The 24,631-nt window shown below is 73.3% G+C and carries 21 protein-coding genes; 4 read left to right on the top strand and 17 right to left on the bottom strand.

All coding sequences use genetic code 11. The annotated features are described in order from the left end of the window. Positions 1 to 80: 80 nt before the first annotated feature. The 6 genes from JOF54_RS15700 to JOF54_RS15675 all read right to left on the bottom strand — a co-directional run bounded on the left by JOF54_RS15700 (position 81) and on the right by JOF54_RS15675 (position 7,602). Entirely contained in the window at positions 81 to 1,703 is a 1,623-nt protein-coding gene (locus JOF54_RS15700) for a peptide ABC transporter substrate-binding protein (RefSeq protein ID WP_245358153.1), read from the bottom strand. Between the two features lie 198 nt (positions 1,704 to 1,901). Next, the gene (locus JOF54_RS15695) at positions 1,902 to 3,416 is read right to left on the bottom strand and encodes an aminobutyraldehyde dehydrogenase (protein WP_210057528.1); all 1,515 of its coding nucleotides are present in this window, start codon (positions 3,414 to 3,416) and stop codon (positions 1,902 to 1,904) included. Continuing rightward, positions 3,413 to 4,279, bottom strand: coding sequence for an ABC transporter permease (locus JOF54_RS15690; RefSeq protein WP_210057526.1), 867 nt, complete (start codon positions 4,277 to 4,279; stop codon positions 3,413 to 3,415). The genes JOF54_RS15695 and JOF54_RS15690 overlap by 4 nt, the downstream gene beginning before the upstream one ends. Then, a complete protein-coding gene (locus tag JOF54_RS15685; RefSeq protein ID WP_307804246.1) occupies positions 4,279 to 5,232 on the bottom strand; it encodes an ABC transporter permease in 954 nt (317 codons plus the stop codon). The genes JOF54_RS15690 and JOF54_RS15685 overlap by 1 nt, the downstream gene beginning before the upstream one ends. Further along, entirely contained in the window at positions 5,229 to 6,380 is a 1,152-nt protein-coding gene (locus tag JOF54_RS15680) for an ABC transporter ATP-binding protein (protein WP_210057524.1), read from the bottom strand. The genes JOF54_RS15685 and JOF54_RS15680 overlap by 4 nt, the downstream gene beginning before the upstream one ends. 7 nt (positions 6,381 to 6,387) lie before the next feature. After that, the gene (locus JOF54_RS15675) at positions 6,388 to 7,602 is read right to left on the bottom strand and encodes an ABC transporter substrate-binding protein (RefSeq protein WP_210057522.1); all 1,215 of its coding nucleotides are present in this window, start codon (positions 7,600 to 7,602) and stop codon (positions 6,388 to 6,390) included. 194 nt (positions 7,603 to 7,796) lie between these two features. Between JOF54_RS15675 and JOF54_RS15670 the strand changes: the two genes are divergently transcribed. Next, entirely contained in the window at positions 7,797 to 8,360 is a 564-nt protein-coding gene (locus tag JOF54_RS15670) for an Lrp/AsnC family transcriptional regulator (RefSeq protein ID WP_307804244.1), read from the top strand. Further along, positions 8,357 to 9,787, top strand: a complete 1,431-nt coding sequence (locus JOF54_RS15665) for an aspartate aminotransferase family protein (RefSeq protein ID WP_210057520.1) — start codon at positions 8,357 to 8,359, stop codon at positions 9,785 to 9,787. Before JOF54_RS15670 ends, JOF54_RS15665 begins: the two co-directional genes overlap by 4 nt. 52 nt (positions 9,788 to 9,839) lie before the next feature. On the opposite strand, the gene JOF54_RS15660 is transcribed toward JOF54_RS15665, so the two are convergent. The 5 genes from JOF54_RS15660 to aceB all read right to left on the bottom strand — a co-directional run bounded on the left by JOF54_RS15660 (position 9,840) and on the right by aceB (position 16,740). Beyond that, positions 9,840 to 10,757, bottom strand: coding sequence for a hypothetical protein (locus JOF54_RS15660; RefSeq protein WP_210057518.1), 918 nt, complete (start codon positions 10,755 to 10,757; stop codon positions 9,840 to 9,842). Beyond that, complete coding sequence (locus tag JOF54_RS15655; RefSeq protein ID WP_210057516.1) at positions 10,754 to 11,509, bottom strand: polymorphic toxin type 35 domain-containing protein; 756 nt, start codon at positions 11,507 to 11,509, stop codon at positions 10,754 to 10,756. The genes JOF54_RS15660 and JOF54_RS15655 overlap by 4 nt, the downstream gene beginning before the upstream one ends. Position 11,510: 1 nt before the next feature. Further along, the gene (locus JOF54_RS15650; protein WP_245358150.1) at positions 11,511 to 12,476 is read right to left on the bottom strand and encodes a S8 family serine peptidase; all 966 of its coding nucleotides are present in this window, start codon (positions 12,474 to 12,476) and stop codon (positions 11,511 to 11,513) included. Positions 12,477 to 12,596: 120 nt separating this feature from the next. Continuing rightward, the gene (pepN, locus tag JOF54_RS15645) at positions 12,597 to 15,089 is read right to left on the bottom strand and encodes an aminopeptidase N (protein ID WP_210057512.1); all 2,493 of its coding nucleotides are present in this window, start codon (positions 15,087 to 15,089) and stop codon (positions 12,597 to 12,599) included. A gap of 31 nt (positions 15,090 to 15,120) precedes the next feature. Then, a complete protein-coding gene (gene aceB, locus JOF54_RS15640; RefSeq protein ID WP_210057510.1) occupies positions 15,121 to 16,740 on the bottom strand; it encodes a malate synthase A in 1,620 nt (539 codons plus the stop codon). Positions 16,741 to 16,838: 98 nt separating this feature from the next. On the opposite strand from aceB, the gene JOF54_RS15635 reads away from it, so the two are divergent. Then, positions 16,839 to 18,035 (top strand): GNAT family N-acetyltransferase, encoded by a 1,197-nt coding sequence (locus JOF54_RS15635; protein ID WP_210057508.1) that lies wholly within the window; start codon positions 16,839 to 16,841, stop codon positions 18,033 to 18,035. Between the two features lie 141 nt (positions 18,036 to 18,176). After that, positions 18,177 to 18,455: a WhiB family transcriptional regulator gene (locus JOF54_RS15630; protein WP_210057506.1), complete on the top strand. Its 279-nt coding sequence runs from the start codon at positions 18,177 to 18,179 to the stop codon at positions 18,453 to 18,455. A gap of 33 nt (positions 18,456 to 18,488) precedes the next feature. On the opposite strand, the gene JOF54_RS15625 is transcribed toward JOF54_RS15630, so the two are convergent. The 6 genes from JOF54_RS15625 to JOF54_RS15600 form a co-directional block, all read right to left on the bottom strand. Further along, on the bottom strand, positions 18,489 to 19,334 hold the full coding sequence (locus JOF54_RS15625) for a DNA/RNA non-specific endonuclease (RefSeq protein WP_210057505.1): 846 nt from the start codon (positions 19,332 to 19,334) through the stop codon (positions 18,489 to 18,491). 57 nt (positions 19,335 to 19,391) lie between these two features. After that, positions 19,392 to 20,450: a hypothetical protein gene (locus JOF54_RS15620; RefSeq protein WP_210057502.1), complete on the bottom strand. Its 1,059-nt coding sequence runs from the start codon at positions 20,448 to 20,450 to the stop codon at positions 19,392 to 19,394. 612 nt (positions 20,451 to 21,062) lie between these two features. Continuing rightward, complete coding sequence (locus tag JOF54_RS15615; protein ID WP_210057501.1) at positions 21,063 to 21,512, bottom strand: hypothetical protein; 450 nt, start codon at positions 21,510 to 21,512, stop codon at positions 21,063 to 21,065. 19 nt (positions 21,513 to 21,531) lie between these two features. Continuing rightward, positions 21,532 to 22,605, bottom strand: coding sequence for a redox-regulated ATPase YchF (gene ychF, locus JOF54_RS15610; protein WP_210057499.1), 1,074 nt, complete (start codon positions 22,603 to 22,605; stop codon positions 21,532 to 21,534). A gap of 57 nt (positions 22,606 to 22,662) precedes the next feature. Then, a complete protein-coding gene (locus tag JOF54_RS15605) occupies positions 22,663 to 23,145 on the bottom strand; it encodes a DoxX family protein (RefSeq protein ID WP_210057488.1) in 483 nt (160 codons plus the stop codon). Between the two features lie 146 nt (positions 23,146 to 23,291). Then, positions 23,292 to 24,575, bottom strand: a complete 1,284-nt coding sequence (locus JOF54_RS15600; RefSeq protein WP_245358148.1) for a M18 family aminopeptidase — start codon at positions 24,573 to 24,575, stop codon at positions 23,292 to 23,294. Between the last annotated feature and the right edge of the window lie 56 nt (positions 24,576 to 24,631).

Below are 24,631 nucleotides of genomic sequence, written 5' to 3'. Positions count from 1 at the left end.
CGCCGCGCCCCTGCCGCCCTGCTCGCCCCCGAGCAGGGGTGAGGGGGCCGGCGACGAGCGCCGACCCCCTCGACCTCAGGTCACACGTGCTGGATCGCGGTGAGGTCGACGACCCCGAAGGCGTTCATCTTCACGTTGGTGACGTTGGTGGAGTAGCCGGCCTGGAAGGACCGGTTCCACAGCGGCGCGGTCGGGAAGTCCGCGGCCAGGGTGGCCTCCGCCTGCTGGTACAGGGTGTTGGCCTCCTCGACGTTCGGGGCGGCCGCGGCCTGCGCCAGCTCGCTGTCGAACTTGTCGCTCTTGTAGCGGGCGTAGTTCGAGTCGGCGTTGCTGCCGTAGATCGGCGCGAGGAAGTTCTCGATCGAGGGGTAGTCCTGCTGCCACGCGTTGCGGAAGATGCCCTTGATCTCGTCGTTCTCGAGCTTGTTGTTGTAGGTCGCGAAGTCGACGACCGGGGTGGCGACGACCTCGATGCCCAGGGTGTTCTTGATGGAGTTGGCGACGGCCTCGCTCCACTGCTTGTTGTTGGCGCCGTCGGCGTTGTAGCTCATCGTCAGCGTGCCGGAGTAGCCGCCGGCCGCGGTGAACATCTCCTTGGCCTTGGTGGCGTCGAAGTTGCACGCCTCGCCGCACTGGCCGGCCTTGTAGCCGTCGACGGTCGGGGGCACCCAGCCGTCGGCCTTCTGCACCGAGTTGTTGAAGATCTGCTTGATGATCAGGTCCCGGTCGATGGCCATCGAGATGGCCTTGCGCAGCTCGGGCTTGGCCTGCAGCTGGTCGTCGGCGGGCGAGAAGGTCACCCAGGTGTTGCCGCCGACGGGCTGGTCGAGGAAGCGGTTGTCCAGCTCGGTCTTGTAGGCGTCGCCCACGAGCCGGTCGGAGGGGACCTGCTCGACGTAGTCGAGCTGGTTGCCCAGCAGGTCGTTGTAGGCCGCGGTCGGGTCGGAGTAGATCCGGTAGTTGACCTTGTCGACGCTCGGCTTGTACTGGCCGCCGTAGTTCGGGTTCTTCTCCAGCACGATGTTGGTCGCGGTGTTCTCGGTGACCATGAACGGGCCGGCGCCGACGGGCGCCTTCTCCTGGTCCTTGGCCCCGGTACCGGTGAAGAAGGAGTCCGGCAGCGGGGAGAACGCGGTGTAGCCCAGGCGGACCGGCAGGTTCGAGACCTTCTCGGTGGTCTGGATCGTGAAGGTGGCGTCGTCGACGACCTTGAGGCCGGTCAGGGTCGCGGACTCCTCGACGCCCTTGCACTCCTCGGTGTTGATCTCGGCGTAGCCGGCGAAGGGGGTGAAGAAGTAGTTGGCGTCCTGGCCGTTGGCGCAGTTGGCCGAGTAGTTCCACGCGTCGACGAAGTTCTTGGCCTTGACGTCGGTGCCGTCGGAGAACTTGAAGCCCGACTTCAGCTTCACGGTGAAGTTCTGGTTGTCGGTGGTCTCGATGCTGTCGGCGATGTCGTTCTCGGGCGCCGCGGTCTCGGTGTTGTAGTGCACCAGCTTGGCGCTGATGGCGTCCAGGACGTTGCCGCCGCAGGTCTCGCTCGTCAGACCGGGGAGCAGCCCCTTCTGCGGGGTGCAGCCCTGGATCGAGATCTCACCGCCGGCCGTGCCGGCCGGCTGGGACGCGGCCGGGTCGGTGGTGTCGCCACCGCCGCCGCCGCACGCCGTCGCCAGCAGGGCGAGGGTGGTCAGCGAAGCGGCGGCCATGGCGCGAGTTCGTGCTCGCATGGTTCTCCTCCGGGAAGTTGCGCTCTCGTGGTGCGCGGTCGAGGGTGGGTCAGTTCCCGACCCACGCCGGGGACAAGTCTTAGGTGACGAATTGACGAACTGCAAGTTGTGCTGCCGTCACCCGCTGGACACGCAACATGATTGTGACGTGGCCGATCAAGCGGGGAAAGCCGTGGGCTACCCGTCGGTAACCTCGTCGGCGCCGCGGTCCGCGGGGTCGCCGAACACCGTCCGGTGCCAGGCCTTGCGGGCGGTCCCGGTGCGGTCGAGGGCGACGTGCTTGACGGTGCTGTACTCGGCCAGCGCGTAGGCCGACATGTCCTTCCCGAAGCCCGACGCCCCCACGCCGCCGTGCGGCATCTCGGAGAAGATCGGGATGTGGTCGTTGACCCAGACCGTACCCGCGCGGAGCTCCGCCGAAGCGCGCAGCGCCCGGCCGAGGTCGCGGGTCCAGGCCGAGGCCGCCAGGCCGTAGGGGGTGTCGTCGGCCAGCGCCAGCCCCTCGTCGTCGGAGTCGAAGGGCAGCACCGCGAGCACGGGGCCGAACACCTCCTCCTGCACGAGGGCCGAGCGCTGGTCGGCCCCGGTGACCAGGGTCGGCGCGGACCAGAAACCGTCGGCCAGGTCGCCGCCCGGCAGCCGGGCGCCCGCCCGGACCGTGGCCCCCTCGGCCCGGGCCGCCTCGACCATCGCCCGCACCTTGTCCCGGTGCCGCGCGCTGGAGAGCGGCCCGAGGTCGGTGCCCGGGTCGGCCGGGTCGCCCAGCACGATGCCGGCGTAGAGGTCGGCGACCCCCTCGACGAAGGCGTCGAGCAGCGAGCGGTGGACGTAGGCCCGGGTGGCGGCGGTGCAGTCCTGGCCGGTGTTGATCAGGGAGCCGGCGACGGCCCCGTGCACGGCGGCCTCGAGGTCGGCGTCGTCGAAGACCACCATCGGGGCCTTGCCGCCCAGCTCCAGGTGCACCCGGGCACCGCGCCGGGCGCAGACGCCCATCACCTGCCGGCCGACGGCGGTCGAGCCGGTGAAGGAGACCATGGCCACCCGGGGGTCCCCGACCAGGGCGTTCCCGGCGTCGGCGCCCGTGCCGGCCACGACCTCGAGGACGCCGTCGGGGAAGCCGACGGCGCGCGCGGCCCGGGCGAGCAGCACGGCGGTCAGCGGGGTGATCTCGGCGGGCTTGAGGACGACGGTGTTGCCGGCCGCGAGCGCGGGCAGCACCTTCCAGCCGGCCATCTGCAGCGGGTAGTTCCAGGGCGCCACCGAGCCGATGACGCCCAGCGGCTCCCGCCGGGTCATCGAGGTGTGGTCCGGGGAGTACTCCCCCGCGGCGCTGGCCTCCAGGACCCGGGCGGCGCCGGCGAAGAAGGCCGTGTTGTCGATGGTGCCCGGGACGTCGAAGCCCGTGCTGAGCCGCAGCGGCTTCCCCGTCTGCGCGGTCTCCACCGCCGCCAGCTCGTCGGCCCGGCGCCGCAGCTCGGCCGCGAGGGCGTGCAGCAGGTCCGAGCGCTCCCCCGGCGTCGTCCGCGACCAGGCGGGGAAGGCGGCGGCCGCCCGGCCCACGGCGGCGTCGACGTCGGCCGCGGTGGCCAGCGGGTAGCGGACCAGGGTCCGGCCGGTCGCCGGGTCGAGGAGGGCGAGCTCCTCCCCCGATCCGCCCGTCGGGACGCCGGCGGAGACGTCGGCCGGGCTCACCGGGCCGCCCGCCGGTCCCCGACCACCCGGCCGGCGATGGTCACCGCCAGGGCGATCAGCAGCATGGCGGTGCCGATGACGTTGATCTGCGGGGGCAGCGCCTTCTTGGCCGCGCCCCACACGTACATCGGGAACGTCACCTCCGAGCCCGAGTTGAAGTTCGTGATGATGAAGTCGTCGAAGGACAGCGAGAACGACAGCAGGGCCGCCGCCACGACGCCGGGCAGGATCAGCGGGAAGGTGATCCGCCAGAACGTCTGCCACCGGTTGGCGTAGAGGTCCTGGGCGGCCTGCTCCAGCCGCGGGTCGAGCCCCACCAGGCGGGCCTTGACCGTCACCACGACGAAGCTCATGCAGAAGACGGTGTGGGCGATGAAGATCGTCGTCTGACCCAGCGGGAAGCCCGTGCCCACGAAGAGGACGAGCAGCGAGGAGCCGGCGACGACCTCCGGGGTGGCCATCGGGACGAAGATCAGCACGTTGGCCAGGGCCTTGCCCCGGAACTCGTGGCGGACCAGCGCGAAGGCCGCGAGGGTGCCGAGGACCACGGCCGCCACCGTGGACAGCAGCGCGATCTTGATGCTGAGCCCGAGCGAGGCGCAGAGGCCCTCGACGCTGCAGGGGTTGGCCCACGCGTCCAGGGAGAAGCGGTTCCAGGTGTAGTTGAACGAGCCCTCGGGCGCGTTGAAGCTGAACACCACGACGACCGCGATCGGGATGAAGAGGTAGACCAGCGCGGCGATCCCGAAGAACGTGACGAGGTGGTCGCGGACCCAGCGGCCGGTCCGGCCGCGGCGGCGGGCCGGCGCGGCCGGGCGGGGCGGGGCCGGGGTCTCGGTGGCGGGGCGGGTGAGCAGAGCCATCAGACGAGGTCCTCCGTACCGGCGCGGCGCACGTAGTGGACGACGAGGGCGACGATCGCCACCATCAGCGAGATCGAGAGCGCGGCCGCGTGGTTGTAGTCGCGCACCCGCAGGAAGAGCGCGTCGATGACGTTGCCCGCCATCGACTCGCGCATGGAGCCGAGGAACGTGGCGTTGACGTAGTCCCCGGTCGCGGGGATGAAGGTGAGCAGCGTCCCGGAGACCACCCCGGGCAGCGACAGCGGCCAGGTGATCTTCCAGAACCCGTCCCAGGCGCTGGCGTACAGGTCGCCCGAGGCCTGCAGCAGCGAGCGGTCCTGCTTCTCCAGCGACGCGTAGAGCGGCAGCGTCATGAAGGGCAGGAAGTTGTAGGTCAGCCCCAGGATGACCGCCAGCGGGGTGGCCAGCACCCGGCCGTCGGTGGTCAGGCCGACGCCGTCGGTGAGGAACAGGACGCCGCTGCCGCGGAGCGCGGCCACCACCCAGCCGTCGTCGGCCAGCACCGTCGTCCAGGCGAGGGTGCGGATGAGGAAGCTGGTGAAGAACGGCGCCACGATGAGCACCAGCAGCACCGGGCGCCAGCCGTCGCCGACCTTGAAGGCGATCGTGTAGGCCAGCGGGTAGGCGATCAGCAGGGCCAGCACGGTGGCCGCGGCTGCGTAGAGGAACGAGCGCAGGAACTGCGGCCAGTAGTCGAGCCAGACCTCGACGTAGTTCCCGACGGCCCAGTCGAAGCGGTAGCCCTCCTCCAGCCCGCCGGAGGTCAGCGAGCTGTTGAGCTGGCTCAGCAGCGGGAGCAGGAAGAACACCACCAGGGCCAGGCCCAGCGGCAGGAGCAGGAAGTAGGGCGTCAGCCGTCCGGAGCGGGCGCCGCTCGCCGGTCCTCCGGGGCCGGCTTCGGGTGCGGCGGCCCGGCCCAGGGCGGGCCCGGCCGGGGCGCCGGCCACGCTCACGAGGCGATCTCCGCGGCGTCGGCCTCGATCCAGGCCCCCTCGTGCAGCCCGAAGGTGTGCTCGGGGTGCCAGTGCACGCTCACCCGGTCGCCCACCCGGCGGATCTCGGTCGAGCTGTTCTGGCTGAACACCGTCAGCTCCTCCTCCGGGTCGGCGAGGGACTGCACCAGGTACTGGGTGGAGACGCCGATGAAGGACGCGTCGACGATCTGGCCGTCGATGCTGTTCGTCCCCGCGGGGGCCTCGCCGAGCGCGGTCATCGTGATCTTCTCGGGCCGGACCCCGGCCTCGACGGCGGTGCCGCTGGCGCTCAGCCGCGCCGCCGGCATGGTCAGCCGGACCCCGTGGAAGTCCAGCACCACCGTGCTCGCGTCCCGGCTGACGACGTTGACGCTCAGCAGGTTCGACTGGCCGAGGAAGCCCGCGACGAAGGCGGTCCGGGGGTTCTCGTAGAGGTCGACGGGCGCCCCGACCTGCTCGACCCTGCCCTTGTTCAGCACCGCGATGGTGTCGGCCATGGTCATGGCCTCCTCCTGGTCGTGGGTGACGTGGACGAAGGTGATGCCGACCTCGGTCTGGATCCGCTTGAGCTCCAGCTGCAGCTGGCGGCGGAGCTTGAGGTCGAGGGCGCCCAGCGGCTCGTCGAGCAGCAGCACCTTGGGCTTGTTGACCAGGGCCCGGACGACGGCGATCCGCTGCTGCTGGCCGCCGGAGAGCTGGGTGGGCCTCCGCTTGGCGAGGTGCTGCATCTCGACCAGCTCGAGCATCTCGTTGACCCGGGCGTCGACGTCCTTCTCCTTGCGGCGGCGCAGGCCGAAGGCGACGTTCTCGAAGATCGTCATGTGCGGGAACAGCGCGTAGCTCTGGAAGACGGTGTTGACCGGCCGCTGGTAGGGCCGCAGGTGGGCGATGTCGGCGCCGCCGATCCGGATCTCGCCGGCCGTCGGCTCCTCGAGCCCGGCCACCAGCCGCAGCGTCGTCGTCTTGCCGCAGCCCGAGGGGCCCAGCAGGGCGAAGAAGCTGCCCTCGGGCACGGTGAGGTCGATGTCGTCGACGGCGGCGAAGGGGCCGTAGTGCTTGCGCAGCCCGCGGATGTCGAGGCCGTTGCCGCCCTGCGCCGCCGCAGCCGGCGTCGGGGTGGCGCTCATCGGCGGGTCACGCGCCGGTCAGCTTCGCGAAGGCTCGGTTGCATCGGTTCTCCTCTTCCTCGGTCAGGCCCATGAAGACCTGCGCCTTGCTCAGCGTCTGCTCGTCGGGGAACACCAGCGGGTCCTCCAGCAGCTCGGGGTCGTAGTCGGCCATCGCCTCGCGGACCCCGGTGACCGGGGTGATGTAGTTGATCCAGTCCTCGGACTGGGTCGCGATCTCGGGGTCGAAGTAGTGGTTGACCAGCGCCTCGGCGTTCTTCTTGCGCGGGCTGCGGATGGGGGCGACGAAGTTGTCGCTCCAGATCGTGCAGCCGGCCTCGGGGACGACGAAGCCCAGCTCGGGGTCGTCGGCCTGCAGGCTGACGACGTCGCCGGTCCAGCCGACGCAGGCGGCGACGTTGCCCTGGGCCAGGTCGGAGCCGTAGTCGTTGCCGGTGAAGCGGCGGATCTGGCCCGAGTCGACGGCGTCCTGCAGCTTGGCGATCGCCCGGTCGAACTGCTCGAAGGTGAAGTCCTCGATGTCGTAGCCGAGGTCCATCATCGTCAGCCCGACGGTGTCGCGCATCTCGGTGAGCAGGGTGACCTTGCCCCGCAGCGCCGGGTCGGTGAGCAGCTGGTCCATCGACGTCACCTCGCGCCCGCCGGCGGCCGCCGGGTTGACGGCGATCCCCGCCAGCCCGGACTGCCAGGTGATGGAGTACTTCCGGCCGGGGTCGAAGCTGACCTCGCGCAGCTCCGGGCGCAGGTTCGCCAGGTTCGGGATGTTGGCGTGGTCGAACTCGGTGAGGAACCCCAGCCGGATGAGCTTGCCGACCATCCAGTCGGTGACCACGAACAGGTCCGCCGCGATGGTCTGGCCGCCGGTGAGCTGCGGCTGGATCTTCGCGAAGTACTCGTCGTTGTCGTTGACGTCCTCGGTGTAGGCGACCTCGATGCCGGTGCGCTCGGTGAACTTCTGCAGCGTCGTCGGCTCCTCGGCGTCCTCCTCGGCCACGTCGATGTAGAAGGGCCAGTTGGACCAGCGCAGCGTCTTGTCGGTGTCGGAGACGTCGGGCACCGGGGTGTAGTCGGTGACCCGGATGCCGGGCACCCCGCAGGCCGCGAGCGCCGCGGCGGTGCCGGCCATCCCGGCCCCGCGCAGGAAGTCCCGCCGCCCCAGCGGCCACCGCCCGCGCCGCCGGAGCCCGGGGGCCAGACCCCCGGCCGTGCCCGATCCGCTCACCCGATCTCCTCGCTGTCTGCACTCCCCCGCGGGCGGACCGCCGGCCCGGCGGCGCCCGTCGCGGACGGGTCCCGCACCCCGACAGGTACGTTTATCGCAGCCAGGATGACGCATGGCAAGCGGATCGGTGTTCCATTCGTGTTTCCGCTGCGGATCCCCTTGCCGACCTCCGGGAGCCCCGCCATGATCGAGGGGTGAGCACTCTCGGGGCCGGACGGGCGGGCGCGGACGCGCCGCCGGAGCCGGCGCCCGCGGGCCGGCCGGCCGCCCTCGTACCCGTGCCCGCGCGCCCGGAGACCGAGCGCGGACCCGTCCAGCTGGACGCGATCAGCAAGGCGATCGTCGAGCAGCTGCAGCAGGACGGACGGCGCTCCTACGCCAAGATCGCCACCGCCGTCGGGCTCTCGGAGGCCGCCGTCCGGCAGCGGGTCGCCCGGCTCACCGAGGCGGGCGTCATGCAGATCGTCGCGGTCACCAACCCGTTGCAGCTGGGCTTCCGCCGCCAGGCGATGCTCGGCATCAAGGCCGAGGGCAGGCTCGACCCGATCGTCGAGGCGCTGGGCGCCATGGCCGAGGTCGACTACGTCGTCGTCACCGCCGGCTCGTTCGACGTGCTGGCCGAGGTGGTGTGCGAGGACGACGACCACCTGCTGACCCTGCTGGAGGACCGGATCCGGACGATCCCCGGCGTGCGCGCGACCGAGTCCTTCGTCTACCTCAAGCTGTCCAAGCAGACCTACCAGTGGGGAACCCGATGACCAGCCCGAACCCGACCCTCGACGGCGTGACCGACCACTACCGGGGCGAGGAGCCCGTGCTCGAGGGCGGCAGCCGGCCCGGCAGCGCGGCCGACCACCTCTGGATGCACTTCACCCGGATGTCGGGGTACGCCGACAAGCCGGTGCCGACGATCGAGCGCGGCGAGGGCGCCTACATCTGGGACACCCACGGCAAGAAGTACCTGGACGCCCTGTCGGGGCTGTTCGTGGTGCAGGCCGGCCACGGCCGCGAGGAGCTCGCGGAGGCGATGGCCGTGCAGGCCCGCAAGCTGGCGTTCTTCCCCATCTGGTCCTACGCCCACCCGACCGCCGTCGAGCTGGCCGACCGGCTGGCCGCTGAGGCGCCCGGCGACCTCAACAAGGTCTTCTTCTCCTCCGGCGGCGGGGAGTCGGTGGAGACGGCGTGGAAGGTGGCCAAGCAGTACTTCAAGCTGACCGGCCGGCCCGGCAAGTACAAGGTGATCTCGCGAGCGATCGCCTACCACGGCACCACCCAGGGCGCCCTCTCGATCACCGGCGTCCCGCCGTTCAAGGCGCCCTTCGAGCCGCTGGTGCCCGGCAGCCACCGGGTGCCGAACACCAACTTCTACCGCGCCCCCGAGCTGGTCGGCCACGACGAGAAGGAGTTCGGCCGCTGGGCGGCCGACCGCATCGAGGAGGCGATCCTGGCCGAGGGACCGGACACCGTCGCCGCCGTCTTCGTCGAGCCGGTGCAGAACGCCGGCGGCTGCTTCCCGCCGCCGCCCGGGTACTTCGAGCGGGTCCGGGAGATCTGCGACACCTACGACGTGCTGCTCGTCTCCGACGAGGTGATCTGCGCCTACGGCCGGCTGGGCACCATGTTCGGCGCGCAGAAGTACGGCTACCAGCCCGACATCATCACCAGCGCCAAGGGCCTGACGTCGGGCTACTCCCCGCTGGGCGCGGCGATCATCTCCGACCGCATCTTCGAGCCGTTCGGCAAGGGCGACACGGTCTTCCCGCACGGCTACACCTTCGGCGGCCACCCGGTCTCCTGCGCCGTCGCGCTGGCCAACCTCGACCTCTTCGAGCGCGAGGACCTGCTGGGCAACGTGCAGCGCAACGAGAACGCGTTCCGTTCGACCCTGGAGAAGCTGCTCGACCTGCCGATCGTCGGCGACGTCCGCGGCGACGGCTACTTCTACGGGATCGAGCTGGTCAAGGACAAGACCACCAAGGAGACCTTCGACGCGGCCGAGTCCGAGCGGATCCTGCGCGGCTACGTCTCCGGCGCCCTCTACGAGACGGGCCTCTACTGCCGCGCCGACGACCGCGGCGACCCCGTCGTCCAGGTCGCCCCGATGCTCACCTCCGGCCAAGAGGTCTTCGACGAGATCGAGCAGAAGCTCCGGCACGTGCTGAGCGAGGCCTGGAAGCTGGTCTGAGCCGTCCGTCGACAGGCTCAGGGCCTGAGCGCCCTGAGCCTGTCGAACGGCCTCAGGTCCAAGGCTCGGCGGGGATGGGCTCGAACGACATCGCGTCCAGCTCAGCCGCATAGCCCACCAGACGCCGGCTGAACCCGGTATCGGGTTGCTCGCTCGCCGCTTCGGACGCCCCGAGGTCTCGCAAGAGTTCCGCCCACCTCGCCGTCCCTGCGGCGAGGGCGTCCAGCACCAACTGGGCCCCGATGCCGTAGGCGTGGGGAAGGTGCACCAGCGCGAGCTGGAAGTGGGACGACGCCCATCCGGCCGCCTGGAGCCTCTCCAAACCAGGGAGTGCGGGCAACCAGGCTTGGAGGAAGGCCGAGCTGGCCTCGTCGTTGTCCTCGACCGCGACGTAGTCCAGCCGGGTCTGGATCCAGACGTCGCGGTGCCCGAGCGCGAGCCGCACAGCTTCGTCCAGCTGCCCGCTCGCGATCAGCGACATGAGCTCGTTCTGCTCAACCGGCAACGTCGGAAGTGGTTCGAACGGCAGGTCGTCGTCGGACGGCCACGAGCCCGCGGGATCGCTCACCGGTGAGCGAGGCGGATCGCGCCGCTCGACGGCCGGGTCGAAGGACATGCTCTCGACCTGCGCCGCGTAGCCGTGGAGCCGGTCCATGATCGCCGGCGAGACCTCGGAGTCTGGGCTGTCGGTGAAGCTCCAGAACCCACGGAGCTCGGCCACGAAGGCAGGGACGGCGGCCGTGTGGCTCTCGAGCAGCTGCTCGCGCGATGCGAGGGACGCCGCGGCCGCAAGCCGCTCCAAGGGAGGGAGCGCGCCCAGCCAACGATCCAGGAACTGCGGCAGGGCAGCCGGCGCATTCGCACCGGCCAGCTGCTCGACGACTCGGCGGGTGGGTCGCTCGAGCGAGGCCTCGACGGCGTCCTCCAGCTGCTCAGCGGCGATGAGGCCGGCGAGGTCCTGCTGGTTCACCGTCTGATCCATCCGTTCGAGATCCGACCTGAGGCCCGCTCGTGGGTGACCACGACGGTTTCGCCACGGTACCGCCAGACGGCCTGCATGTCGGAACCCTTGCGGACGCTGTGCTCGCCCTCCGCCATGGCCCGCCCCATGAGCTCGGCGACCTGCTCCCTGCTCCGCGCGCCCACTCGGTGCCAGAGGTGCTTGGGATCCATGATGTGCCGCCACCTCTGCGCGTTGATGTTGTTGAGCAGGTAGGACTTGGCCGCCTTCTTGACCGCCGTCTTCCCGTACCACCGGATCAGCCAGCGGATGCCCATCCGGGCCAGCAGGCCGAGGATGAGCAGGACCGGGAAGGCCTGCTGAGTGACAGCCGTGGTGTCGACCGCGAACGTGCGGTCCGCGCGCTCGGACCGCAGCTCGGCGCGGAAGCCCTCGCCGCCGGTGGGGACGAACTCCTCCACGGCGAAGCTGTCCCGCGTCGTCACGCCGTCGACGACGGCCGTGACGTCGATGGCGGTGAACTCACCGCCCTCCAGGCCCAGCACCACCGTGCCGGTCGTCCCGCGTCCGTCGGCGACGTCGAGCCGCACCCGGCCGTCGGCCAGCAGGACGGCCGACTCAGCCGCGCGGGTCGGCGGGGCGGCCGCGGCCTCGGCCGTCATCCCCAGCCCGCCGACCAGGCCGAGCCCGACCGCCCCCACCAGCACCTGCTTCCAGCGCAGTCCCGGCGCCCGCGGCGCCCTGGTCCCCGTCGTGGTCATCTCATCGTCCCCCTTCGTCATGGTGCCCAGGACAGGTCAGCCTGGGTCGTGCGCGGCCGGCGTCCTCGACGCTGCCGCTGGTCCAGGGCGGTGCAGGAGCGGCGGCAGCCGGGTGGTCGGCACCGCCGCAGGCCGCCAGCAGGCCGGCTGCGACCGCGGCCGCCGCCGAGGTGCCGGTGACCGGTGCGTAGCCCCCGCCCGGGACCGGCGCGAGCACCGCGTCCCCCGGCGCGGCGACGTCGGCCCCCGCCCAGGCCGACAGCGCCAGACGGCGCCCGTCGCGGTCGAGCGCGGCGACGCCGAGGACACCCGGGTACGCCGCCGGGAAGACCGGGAGGTCGTCGAAGCCGTTGCCGCTGCTCGCCACCACCAGCACGCCGTCCCGCACGAGCGCCTCGACGGCCGCCCGCACGGCGGACGCGTCCCAGCCCAGCGCGAGGCTGGTCAGGACGAGGTCGGCCTCGGCCGTGCGCGCGAAGCGGAGCCCGGCGGCCAGGTCGTCGGCCGATCCGTGGCCGTCGCGGTCGAGCACCTGGACGTCCAGCAGGCGCGCGTCCGGGGCGAGACCACCGGACCACGCGGCCGTGGCGGACCCGGCCAGCACGCCGGCGACCTGGGTGCCGTGCGTCCCGCGCTCCGCCGTCAGCCCGGGTGCACGCCAGGTGCGGACGACCCGGTCCCGGAGCGCAGGGTGGGCGGTGTCGACACCGCCGTCGACCACGGCGACCAGAACGTCGCCGCCGGCCGGCTCGCTCGCGAGCGCCGCTCGCTCAGCGGCGGTCAGGACGTCGCGGGGCCCGGGGGGGAACCGGGTCAGCGCAGCTGACGAGGCCGGCCAGGCAGGCCACCAGGAGCGCACCCACCCTGCGGACCGCCATCCCCCACCCCCGCCCTGCTCCCCCCTCTCGGAGGAGCAGGCACGAGTGAAGCCGCGCGGGCGCAGGCCCGACAAGGACTTCTGGCACATCTGTGGACGACCCCGCTCAGATCCACCACGAGCCTCGACGCCGGTCGCCCAGCGCCCACGGGCGAGGTCCTCGGGACGTTGCTGCGCTGTGCCGTGAACTCACGGCACAGCGCAGCAGGGTCAGCGGGTGAAGCGCTCCAGCGAGGTGGTGGCGCGGCGCAGCTGGTCGAGGCCGTCGACCAGCTCGCGCCGCAGCGGGTCGGCGAGCTCGCCCGCGAGGGTGCGCTCGGCCAGCGCGACGGTCGCCGCGTCGGCCGCCAGGTGCGGGAAGGCGAGCCCGGCGACCCGCCCCAGCGCCCAGCCCCGGCGGAAGGCGGCCGTGCCGCCGATCTCGGTGAAGAAGCGCTCGACGTAGGGCTGCGTCAGCTCCTCCTGGCCGGCCGGGAAGAAGCCCTCGGCCGTCGCGTAGACCTCGTAGGCGCTGACGTCGGAGGGCTCCACGAGCAGCCGCCAGGCCTCCGCCTTGGCGGCCTCGGTCGGCCGGGCCGCCCGGGTCCGCGCGGCGTGCACCGCCGCGGAGGACGAGCTGTCCCGGGCCAGCGTCCGCTGCAGGACACCGTCGTCCCCGGTGAGCTGGACGAGCCGCTCGACGACGGCCCAGGTCAGCTCGCTGTCCAGGGCCAGCCCGGCCGGCAGGTCACGGCCCTCCGACCACGCGCGGAGGAGGTCGACGTCGACGGACGACGCGACCAGCCGGCGGAAGCCCGCCAGCTGCCGGTCCGAGCCGGCCGGGCTGCCCGCGACGACGGCCCCGGCGAGGTTGTGCACCCGGGCCAGCCGGGCCGCGCGCTGGTCGACGGGGCTGTACGAGCCCGCCAGCGCGCCGGCCGCCGAGCCCAGGACGACGGTGACCAGCACCTCCGACGGCACGCCGGGGAGCGAGGCGGTGACGAGGTCGAGGGCGACCGCGGGGTCCAGCTCGGCGTCGCGGACGGCGTCGCGGACCGCGTTGTGCACGACGACCAGCACCGCCTCGTCCTCGACGGCCGGCAGGACGGCGGCCACGTCGGACCAGCCGTCCGGACCGAAGCGGACCTTGGCCCAGGTCGCGTCGGTGCCGTCGGGCACGACGAGCCGGGCGCTCGCCGGGACGTCGACGGGCACGGCGTCCCCGCGCAGCACGACGTCGGCCAGCGGGTCGACCGCTCCGCCGGCCCCGACCGCGGCGACGGTGACGGCGTGCGGTCGGGGTGACCGGACGCCCCCGGGGCCGGTGACGACGACCGCGGCGGTCCCGCCCGGCCCCGGACGGACGTCCAGGGTGTCCATCCGGGCGGTGCGGAGCCAGGCCGCCGCCCAGCCGTCGAGGTCGACCGCGCCGGCCTCGGTCCAGCAGGCGATCAGCTCGGCGAACGTCGCGTTGCCGAAGGCGTAGCGGGTGAAGTAGGTACGCAGCCCGGCGAGGAAGACGTCGTCACCCAGGTAGGCGACCAGCTGGCGCAGGACGGCCGCGCCCTTGGCGTAGCTGATGCCGTCGAAGTCCTGCAGCGCCGCGGCGGCGTCGACGGCCCCGGTGCCCGCCACAGGGTGGGTGCTGGGCGACTGGTCGGCCACGGCCCCCCAGTCCTTGCGGCGGATCCCGAACTCGGTCCACACCGGGTAGCGGGTGGCGTCGTCGCAGCAGCGGTGGCCCATGTACTCGGCGAAGGACTCGTTGAGCCACAGGTCGTCCCACCAGCGCATGGTCACCAGGTCGCCGAACCACTGGTGGGCCATCTCGTGCGCGATGACGCAGGCGCGGCCGGCCCGCTCGGCCTGGGTGGCCCGGCCGCGGTAGATGAAGGAGTCGCGGAAGGTGACGCAGCCCGGGTTCTCCATCGCGCCGGCGTTGAAGTCGGGCACGAACGCCTGGTGGTACTCCCCGAACGGGTACCGGACGCCGAACAGCTGGTGGTAGTGGTCGAAGCTCTGCGCCGTCACCTCCACCAGGTCGGCCGCCTCGGCCTCCAGCTCGGCGCGCAGCGAGGCACGGACGTGGAAGCCCAGCCGGATGCCGTCGTGCTCGGCGGTCACCGAGGCGTAGGGCCCGGCGACCAGGGTGACGAAGTAGGTCGACAGCGGCTGCGGCGGTACGAGCGACCAGCGGCCCGGACCCTCGGCGACGCTCGGCCCGTTGCCCAGCACCGTCCACTCCGGCGGCGCGGCCACGGTGAACCGGTAGCGCGCCTTGAGGTCGGGCTGGTCGAAGCAGGCGAACCAGCGCGGGGCGGCGTCCAGGAACGACATCGCGTAGAGGTAGGTGCTGCCGTCCGCCGGGTCGACGTGGCGGTGCAGGCCCTCGCCGTCGCTGGAGTAGGCCATCCGGCCCTCGACGACCAGCGTGTTCTCGGGCTGCAGGTCCACCAGCGCGATCCGGCCAGCCTGCCAGCGGTCGGCGTCGACGGGGCGGCCGTTCAGCGTGGCGGACCCCAGCTCCTCGCCGCGGAAGTCGACGAACGTCTCCGGCGCGCTGCTGGTGAACCGCAGCGTGGTCCGCGAGCCGAAGGTCGGCGCGCCGGGGTCGGTGAGGTCCAGCTCGACCTCGACGGCGGTCACCGCCAGGGCGGCGGCGCGGGCCTCGGCCTCGTCGCGGCGGAGGCTGGGGTGCGGACGGGTGGACGACGGGGTGCTCACGGGCGTGCTCCTCGTCGCCGGGTCGGCCGCCTCAGCGGTCGGCTCCGGCGAGGTAGTGGTCGTAGGCGTAGGTGGTGAAGAACTGCGGCCAGTCGGTCGTCAGGCAGGTCGTCTCGAAGACGTCCTGAGCGGCGTCGACCAGCCGGGTGGTGCGCTCGTCGGCCCCGTCACGGAGCCGGTCGGCCTCCTCGGCGAGCAGCCGGCGGACCAGGTCCTCGGTGACCGTCGTGCCGTCGTCGGCGGTGGCGCCGTGGCGGACCCAGTGCCAGACCTGCATCCGCGAGATCTCGACGGTGGCGGCGTCCTCCATCAGGTGGTCGATCGCCACCGCGCCGGCCCCGCCCACCCAGGCGGCCAGGTATTCGAGGCTGACCCGGATGTTCGTCCGCACCCCCGCCACGGTGACGGCGCCGCCCGCGCTCGCCACGTCGAGGAGGTCGGCGGCGGTCACGTCGACGTCGTCGCGCTGGCGGTCGAGCTGGTGCGGGCGGTCGCCGAGGACGGCGGTGAAGGCGTCGGTGCAGGTCTGCACCAGGGCCGGGTGCGCGACCCAGGAGCCGTCGAAGCCGGCCTGCGCCTCACGGGTCTTGTCGGCGGCGGTCTTCTCCAGGGCGGCGGTCGTCGCCGCCGGGTCGGCCTTGCTGGGCACGAAGGCCGCCATCCCGCCGATCGCGTGCGCACCGCGGGCGTGGCAGGTCTTCACCAGCAGGCTGGCGTAGGCGGCCATGAACGGGGAGGTCATGGTGACCTGGCTGCGGTCGGGCAGCAGGTGGTCCCCGTCCTCGGCGAAGTTCTTGATCATGGAGAAGATGTAGTCCCAGCGGCCCGCGTTGAGCCCGGCGGAGTGGTCCCGCAGCTCGTAGAGGATCTCCTCCATCTCGAACGCCGCCGGCGTGGTCTCCACCAGGCAGGTGGCCCGGATGGTGCCGTGCGGGATCTGCAGCCGCTCCTGGGCGGTGGTGAAGACGTCGTCCCACAGCCGCGCCTCGAGGTGGGACTCCATCTTGGGCAGGTAGAAGTAGGGCCCGGCGCCGTTGGTGATCAAGGTGTGCGCGTTGTGGAAGAAGTAGAGGCCGAAGTCGACCAGCGACGCCGGGACCGGGGTGCCGTCCAGCGTCAGGTGGTGCTCGTCGAGGTGCCAGCCGCGCGGCCGGACCATGATCGTCGGCGTCGTCGGCCCCACCTCGTAGCGCCGGCCGGAGGCGTCGGTGAAGTCGACCTGGCGGCGGATCGCGTCGTAGAGGTTGACCTGGCCGTCGACGACGTTGAACCACGTCGGGGAGGTCGCGTCCTCGAAGTCGGCCATCCAGGCCTTGGCGCCCGAGTTCAGCGCGTTGACCGTCATCTTCCGCGACGTCGGCCCGGTCATCTCGGAGCGGCGGTCCTCCAGCCCGGGGGCGGGCGGGGCGACCCGCCAGCCGCGGTCCTCGCGCACCGACGCCGTGTCGGCGAGGAAGCCCAGGGTGGCTCCCGGGTGCCCGGCGGCGTACCGCTCGGCGCGCGCCCGCAGCAGGCCGTCGCGGCGCGGCCCGAAGCGGCGGGTGAGCTCGGCGACGAAATCGAGCGCGTCGGCGGTGAGGATCTCGTCGAAGCGGGGCAGCAGCTCCCCGTGCACCTCGAGCGCGGGACCGGGCGTGGGAGGGATGGACATGCGCGGGCTCCGATCTGCGGGGCGGACGACGTCGCCGTCGGGACGCACAGTCTGGCAGCCGGGGCGCTGCGGGAGCGAGGACGGGCCATGATGAGCCGGTGAGCCTCACCGTGCGCCCCCTCCGACCCGACGACGCCGAGGCGTCCCGCCGCCTCGGCTGGGAGGCCTTCGGCTTCCCCTCCCCCGTCCCCGAGGGCCCCGTCCCGCCGGACGGGCCGGGCCAGGCGCGCTTCGGGGCGTTCGACGAGGACGACGCCCTCGTCGCCCGGATGGTCGACCGCGAGTACGACTCCTGCTTCGGCGGGGGCCTGGTGCCCACCAGCGGCATCGCGGGGGTGACGGTGGCGGCCGAGGCCCGGGGCCGCGGCGCCCTGACCCCGCTGTTCGCCACCACCCTCGGCCACGCCGTCCGGCGGGGCGCCGTCCTGTCCACGCTGTTCCCGACCGCGCCGGGGATCTACCGCCGCTTCGGCTTCGAGCTGGTGGCCGACTTCGTCACCGTGCACGTGCCCACCGCGGCGCTCGCGGCCGTGACCGCGCCGACGGCGACCACCACCCGGCGCGCCCGGACCGACGACCTCGAGGCCGTCCGCGCCGTCTACGACGGCTGGGCGCGGGAGCAGGACGGCCCGCTGTCGCGCCGCGGGGTCAGCTTCGACCACAGCGCCGCCGAGGTCCTCGAGCGCGACGGCGTGACCCTGGCCGTCGACGACGCCGGCGCCGTGGTCGGCTACGCCGTCTGGGACCGGGGCCAGGGCTACGGCGAGCAGGCGGCGCTGGAGGTGAGCGACCTGCTCGCGCGGACCGTCGACGGCTACCGCGCGCTGCTGCGGGTGCTCGGCAGCTTCGCCACCGTGACCCCGACGGTCAAGATCGACACCTCCGGCGACGACCTCGCCCGACTGGTGCTGCCCTCGCTGAGCTGGGCGGTCCGGGACTCCTCGCCCTACATGCTGCGGGTGCTGGACGTCGTCGGCGCCCTGACCGCCCGGCGGTACGCCCCGTCGCTGCGGACCTCGCTGGACCTGGCCGTGACCGGGGACCTGCTGGGCCTGGTGGACGGGGCCTACCGCGTGGAGGTGGCGGACGGCGAGGCCCGCTGCACGCGGCTCGACCACCCCGGCGACGACGTCCGCGTGCTCAGCTGCCGCGGGCTGTCCCTGCTCTACGCCGGCGCCCAGTCGTCGGCGAACCTGCGCGCCAGCGGGCACCTGAGCGGCGGCGACCGGGCCGAGGACCACGACTGGGACGTGCTGTTCGGCGGTCGGCAGCTCCACATCCGCAACTACTTCTGACCGCTCGACCCGATCCTGAGGAAGCAGTTGAAGTCTTGAGGGAAGCCTGAGGTCTGACCGCGCGCAGGTGCAGTCCTTCTGGAGGTACGGCTCCGAACCTAGTTCACATCGAGCTCGGGGCCACACAGGAAGGACACCCCCATGACCGTCATGTACCGCGAGGACTGGGCCACCGCCGCCAACTGCCGGGGCACCGGCGACGTGCTCTTCGCCGAGGGGGCCGCGCAGCGCCGCGTCCGCGTGCTCTGCGAGGACTGCCCGGTCCGCCGCGAGTGCCTCGCCGAGGCCCTCGACGACCGCATCGAGTGGGGGGTCTGGGGCGGGATGACCGAGCGCGAGCGCCGCGCCCTGCTGCGCCGCCGGCCCGACGTCAGCTCGTGGCGCGAGCTGCTCCTGGCCGAGCCCGCCCTGGTCCGCTGACCGCTCCCCGCACGACCGCGAGCACGGCCGGCGTCAGAGCTGCAGCTCTCGCCGGTCCCGCAGCAGCACCCAGCGCGCCCCGGGCTCGGCGGCCCCGGCGCCCGGCTCGTCGCCGGCCGTCGGCATCCGGTCCGCGGCCACCAGCGGCCCCAGGTCCAGGCCCGTCAGCGCGTCGACGTCGGCCACCGGCACCTGGTAGGTGAGGTAGGCCCCCAGCTCCGGCGGGGCCGCCGACCGCAGCACCGGGTCGAGCAGCTCTCCCTGGTCCAGCACGTAGGCGGTCGCCGCCAGCACCGGCAGGGCGTCCTCCTCCGCCGCCGGCCTCGCCCAGGCGGCGACCTTCCAGAACCGTCGCGGCACCTGCACGCCCCGGTAGACCGGGTCGTCCGCGGCCAGCACCGGGGCCGTGAAGACCGACAGCCGCTGACCGGACGCCTGAGCCGCGGACAGCACGAGGTCCTCCAGTCCCAGCCACAGCGACTCGCCCTGGTTGAAGAGCGCGGCCTGCGGCGCCGCGTTGACGTAGCTGAACGTGTCGACGTTCGCCTGCTCCGCCTCCGCCCGGTCACCCCAGACGGGGTCGCGCCGGCGCACGAGGTGACCCCGGTCGAGGTCGTTGTCGGCGTACACCTCCGGCCCCACCTGCTCCTGGGCCGGGACCCGCGGGTCCAGGTGCCAGTCGTCGCCGCGGCCGAGGTCCAGCAGCCGCGCGCCGTCGAGGTTCACCCCGGTGGCGACCGCCAGCCGGCGCTGCGGCTGCAGCAGGACGGTGAAGTGGGTGAAGGGCAGCACGCGGACGGGGGTGCCGGCGGGCACCACGGGCAGCGGCGCCGGTACGCCGAGGAAGTCCGGGTCGAAGCCGGGGACGGGGTCAGCCATGCGGCCAGCCAACCACCGGGGTCCGACAGCGCCGGCCCCTCGGGACCCCGGCAGCAGTCAGGCCAGCGGCGTCCAGACGACGCCACCGGTGCCGGCGAGGCCGACCACGCGGCCGCGGCCGTCCAGCCCGGTGGGGACGGCGTAGGACCCCGACGTCGAGGGCAGGGTGGTCACCGCACCGCCGCAGCCGCTCCAGACCACGGGCCGGCTCGTCCGGTTCGCGTAGGAGACCTCCGTGCCGACGACCCGGCCGCGGTCGTCCACCGCCGTGACGCTGCCGTTGCCCTCGGCCGCGCTCAGGGAGCAGGGCGCCGCAGTCCGCGAGCTCCACAGGACCGGGCGGGTGACGAGGTCGTCGCGCTGCAGGCTGTAGGACCGGCCCACGACGACGCCGCTCTCGTTGATGTCGGCCGGCTCGGCGCTGTCGTCACCGGCAAGGGGGCGCAGGGGGTCCGCACGCAGCGTGGCCGGCGTCCAGACCAGGCCCGTGTTGCCCGCGCCGTTCCCGTACCGGGTGCCCACCACGGCTCCGTTCTCGTTGATGCCCACCGCGACGTCCATCGCCAGGGAGAACTGGTTCCCGCTCCGGACGTTCCAGACGGTGCCCCGGCTGGCCGTAGATGTGACGACGGCACCGACGGCGACGCCGCGGTCGTTGATGGCGTTCGCCGTGGAGCTCCGGGCGCCGGTGCCGGAGAGCGTCCGGACGGCCCCGGTGCTGGTGGTCCAGACGAACGCCCGCTCGGCGCCGTCGACGCGGACCTGGCCCACCACCTCGCCCGCGAGGTTGACGTCGTGGGCCCGCGACGGCTGACCGGCGGGCGCGGGCAGCAGCCGCACCGTGCGGGCCGCCAGGTCGAAGAGGGCGGCGCGGCGCACGCCGGACACGGTCGTCGAACCGGCCACCAGACCGCGCTCGCTCACCGGGTTGCCGACGGTGCTGGGCACGAAGACCTGCCCCGAGCCCGTGGTCAGGCTGCGCGCGCTGTAGGCCGTGGTGGCCGCCGTGGTGGGCGCGGCGTGAGCGGCGGGCACGAGCACGGCCCCGGCGAGCAGGGCGGTCGTGGCGGCGCCGACGAGCCGGCGGCCCGTGGTCGTTCGAGGTGCTCCGGACATGGGGTGGTCCCTCCGCGGACGGGCGCGCCGCGAGCGGGGGCCCCCGGCATCGGCTGGTCGTGGCTCACCCTAGCGACGGCCTCCGGTGCGCCGGCGGGGCCCGCAGATCCCCTCGCCCATCGTGTCCACGTCGTGACCTGGTGCTCGTCCCTGGCACCCTTGACTTCTGCGCGATCCGAGCATTAGCGTGCGCGGGCTCGCACCACCCCGTCGCCCCGGCGACCGGACCTCACCGCGGAGGACCCTGTGCCCACCCGTCTGCACCGACGCCCCCGGACCGCACGCGTCCTGCCCGGCGCCCCTCCGCGCACCGCCGCGGAGGGATCCGCCCCGGCCGACCCGGACCTCGCCCCGGTCACCCTCACCGGACATCCGCAGCGTCGCCGGCCCCGCGCGGCCCTGAGCCGGCGGCTGGTGCGCGGCCGCCGCCCGGGACGCGGCACCGCCATCTTGCGGACGGACCGCCGGACGGGCACCCGCGTCGTCCCCTAGCGGCGGCGGACCGAGTGGCCCGTCTCGATCCGGGCTGAACCGACCTCCGCGTCGGCCGTGGCTGGACCAGTCCGGCACCGGCTGCCCCGGGTTGACCCCCGGTGACAGCCGGTGCCGGGCTCAGGCCTGCGCGGCGGCCGCGGCGGGCACGTCGTCGCAGCCGCAGTGCCCCAGGCCGTGGGCGGTCGGGAAGCGGCAGGCGAGCGGGATGCCCGGGCGCCACTTCGCCGAGCGCGCCAGCGGGTGCTTGTAGCTGCCGTCGCTGGCCACCGGGACCACCTTGACGAGGCAGATCGGGCACCAGGCCGTCTCGGCGCTGAACGGCCACTCCTTCGGCGGGACGCCGATAGCGGTGTCCTCCTCGAGCGCCTTCAGCCAGGCCTCGTCGGCCTCGGCGTCGGACAGCGCGACCAGCGCCGGGCTGCCCTCGGGGTACTTGCGCAGGGTCCGGCAGGTCGCGAGGTGCAGCTCGCGCGCCGCCTCGGCCTTGGACTCGAGGTTGGCGACCACCGGCTCGCCGGTCACCCGGTAGACGGTCCCCCGGAAGAGGGCTTCGGTCTCGATGCTCATGCTGGCTCCATTTCCCATGTCAGACGTTGAAACGGAACTCGACCACGTCGCCGTCGGCCATCACGTAGTCCTTCCCCTCCAGGCGGACCTTCCCCCTGGCCTTGGCGGCCTGCATCGAGCCCGCCTCCACCAGGTCGTCGAACCCGACGACCTCGGCCTTGATGAAGCCCTTCTGGAAGTCCGTGTGGATCACCCCGGCCGCCTCGGGCGCCGTGGCGCCGCGGGGGATCGTCCAGGCCCGCGACTCCTTGGGCCCGGCCGTCAGGTAGGTCTGCAGGCCGAGGGTCTCGAAGCCGACGCGGGCCAGGACGTCCAGGCCGGGCTCGGCGATGTCCATCTCGGCGAGCAGCTCGCGGGCCTCCTCGGGCTCCATCTCGGTCAGCTCGGACTCGATCTTGGCGTCGAGGAAGATCGCCTCGGCCGGCGCGACGGCCGCGCGCAGCCGGTCGAGCAGCGCCGTGTCGGACAGCTCGTCGGTGTCGCAGTTGAAGACGAAGAGGAACGGCTTGGCCGTCAGCAGGAACAGCTCGCGCAGCGGCTCGGGGTCGAGGCCGGCGGCGAAGACGCCCTGGCCGCGGTCGAGCACCTCGGTGGCCTCGCGGACTGCGGCGATGGTGGCGAGCTTGTCCTTGTTGGTGCGCGCCTCCTTCTCCAGCCGGGGCAGCGCGCGCTCGAGGGTCTGCAGGTCGGCGAGGATCAGCTCGGTGGCGATCGTCTCGATGTCCCCGGGCGGGTTGACGGCGCCGTCGACGTGGGTGACGTCCGCGTCGCGGAAGACCCGGGTGACCTGGCAGATCGCGTCGGCCTCGCGGATGTGGGAGAGGAAGGCGTTGCCCATCCCCTCGCCCTGGCTGGCGCCGCGGACGATGCCGGCGATGTCGACGAAGCTCACGGTGGCGGGGACGATCCGCTCGGAGTGGAAGATCTCGGCCAGGGTGGCCAGCCGCGGGTCGGGGACGCCGACCACGCCGACGTTGGGCTCGATGGTGGCGAAGGGGTAGTTCGCCGCCAGGACGTCGTTGCGCGTCAGCGCGTTGAAGAGGGTCGACTTCCCCGCGTTGGGGAGGCCGACGATGCCGATGTTGAGAGCCACGGGCACCGAGTTTACGGGCTCGGCGGGGACCGCCGAGCCCGTCGCTCCGCACGGGGCTCAGACGCGGGCGGGCTCGGCCTCCGCCGGGGCGGTCGGAGCGGTCCGCGCGCGGCGGGCGCGGCGCCGCTCGAGCAGCGCGCCGTCGAGGGAGAACCGGCCCGCGCCGCTGACCAGCAGGGCGAGGCAGAGGGCCGCCAGCAGCCCGACCAGCTCCCACCCGCCGTCGGCGGCGTAGAAGCCGTTGGGCAGGTGCACGAGCAGGGCGGCGCCCACCATCGTGGCGCCGAAGAGCACCACGACCAGGCGGGTGGCCAGCCCGAGGACGACGAGCAGGCCGCCGCCCAGTTCCAGCAGCGGGACGAGGACGCCGGTCAGCTCGGGCACCGGCGCGCCCATCCCGGTGAAGCCCTGCTGGGTGGCGGCGATGCCGTTGCCGAACACCTTCTGGTAGCCGTGGGCGATCATCACCGCGCCGAGGGCGAGGCGGACGACCAGCAGGCCGAGGTCGAGGGGGGCGCGTCGTGTCGTGGGGGTCGGCATGAGGCTCCGATCAGTTGAACGTACAAGCGGGCGTGGCCCACCCTCGCACGCCGACCTGAGCGGACGGTGAGCGTGCTCTCAGCCGCCCGGGCCCGCGCTGCTCAGCCGCTGAGGGCCCGCGGCTCAGCCGCCCGAGGCCGCGCTGCTCAGCCGCCGAGGGCGAAGAAGGCGGCGACGGCCCGGCTGAGCGAGGCCGGGTCCTCGCTGCCGGCGAGCTCGCGGGCGGAGTGCATCGACAGCAGCGGGGTGCCGACGTCGACCGTCGCCATGCCCAGCCGGGTCGCGGTCAGCGGCCCGATCGTCGACCCGCAGGGGATGGCGTTGTGCGAGACGAACTCCTGCGTCGGCACCTCCGCCCGGCGGCACGCGCGCCGCCACAGCGCGGTGCCGGTCGCGTCGCTGGCGTAGCGCTGGTTGGCGTTGAGCTTGAGCAGCGGGCCGCCGTTGAGGACGGGCTGGTTGGCCGGGTCGTGCCGCCCGGCGTAGTTGGGGTGCAGGGCGTGCCCGGCGTCGGCGGAGAGGCAGACCGAGCGGGCCAGGGCGCGGTGCTGCTCGTCGGGGGTGGCGCCCAGGGCGCCCAGGGTCCGGCTGACGACGTCGGCCAGCACCGGCCCGGCCGCGCCCGAGCGCGAGCCGCTGCCCACCTCCTCGTGGTCGAAGGCGGCGAGCAGCTCGACGTGCTCGCTCCCTCCGTCGGCCAGCAGGGCGACCAGCCCGGCGTGCACGCTGCTGAGGTTGTCGAGCCGGCCGGAGGCGAAGAACTCCCCGTGCGGGCCGAAGACGGCCGGGGCCGCGGTGTCGTGGGCGACGAGGTCGTAGCCGTCGATCTCGGCCCGGGTGCAGCCGGCGACCTCGGCGAGGTGGTCCAGCACCGACAGCCCGCGGTGGCCGACGCTCCACACCGGCGCGGTGTGCTGCTGCTTGTCCAGCCGCAGCCCCTCGTCGTTGACCCCGCGGTCCAGGTGCACGGCCAGCTGCGGGATGCGCATGATCGGGCCGGTGGCCAGCAGCCGGACCGACCCGTCGGACAGGGCGACGCGGCCGGCCAGGCCCAGCTCGCGGTCCAGCCAGGAGTTGAGCAGCGGCCCGCCGTAGACCTCGACGCCGAGCTGCTGCCAGCCCCAGGCGCCGAGGTCGGGGCGGGGCTTGAGCTTGAAGGTCGGGGAGTCGGTGTGCGCGCCCAGGACCCGGAAGCCCGTCGTCGGGCCGGCGCCCTCGGGCACCCGCCAGGCCAGCAGGGCGCCGTCGCGGACCAGGAAGTGGCCGCCGGGCGAGGAGTCCCAGGCCTCGGCCTCGTCCTGCTGGGCGAAGCCGGCGGCGCGCAGCCGGCGGGCGCCCTCGGCCGCGGCGTGGTAGCTGGACGGCGAGGCCTGGACGAAGGCCGCCAGGTCGGCGACGTGCTCGGCGGCGGTCATCGGGGCGGCGCTCATGGGGGCCACGCTAACGGCGCCGGGAGCGGGGCCCGCCGGGCGGCCTCCCGGGTTTT

The sequence above is a fragment of the Microlunatus capsulatus genome (assembly GCF_017876495.1).
In the GTDB taxonomy this organism is placed as follows: Bacteria; Actinomycetota; Actinomycetes; order Propionibacteriales; family Propionibacteriaceae; genus Microlunatus; species Microlunatus capsulatus.
The sequence above is the reverse complement of the archived record's forward strand: the minus strand, read 5'-3'. Positions and strand labels throughout refer to the sequence as shown.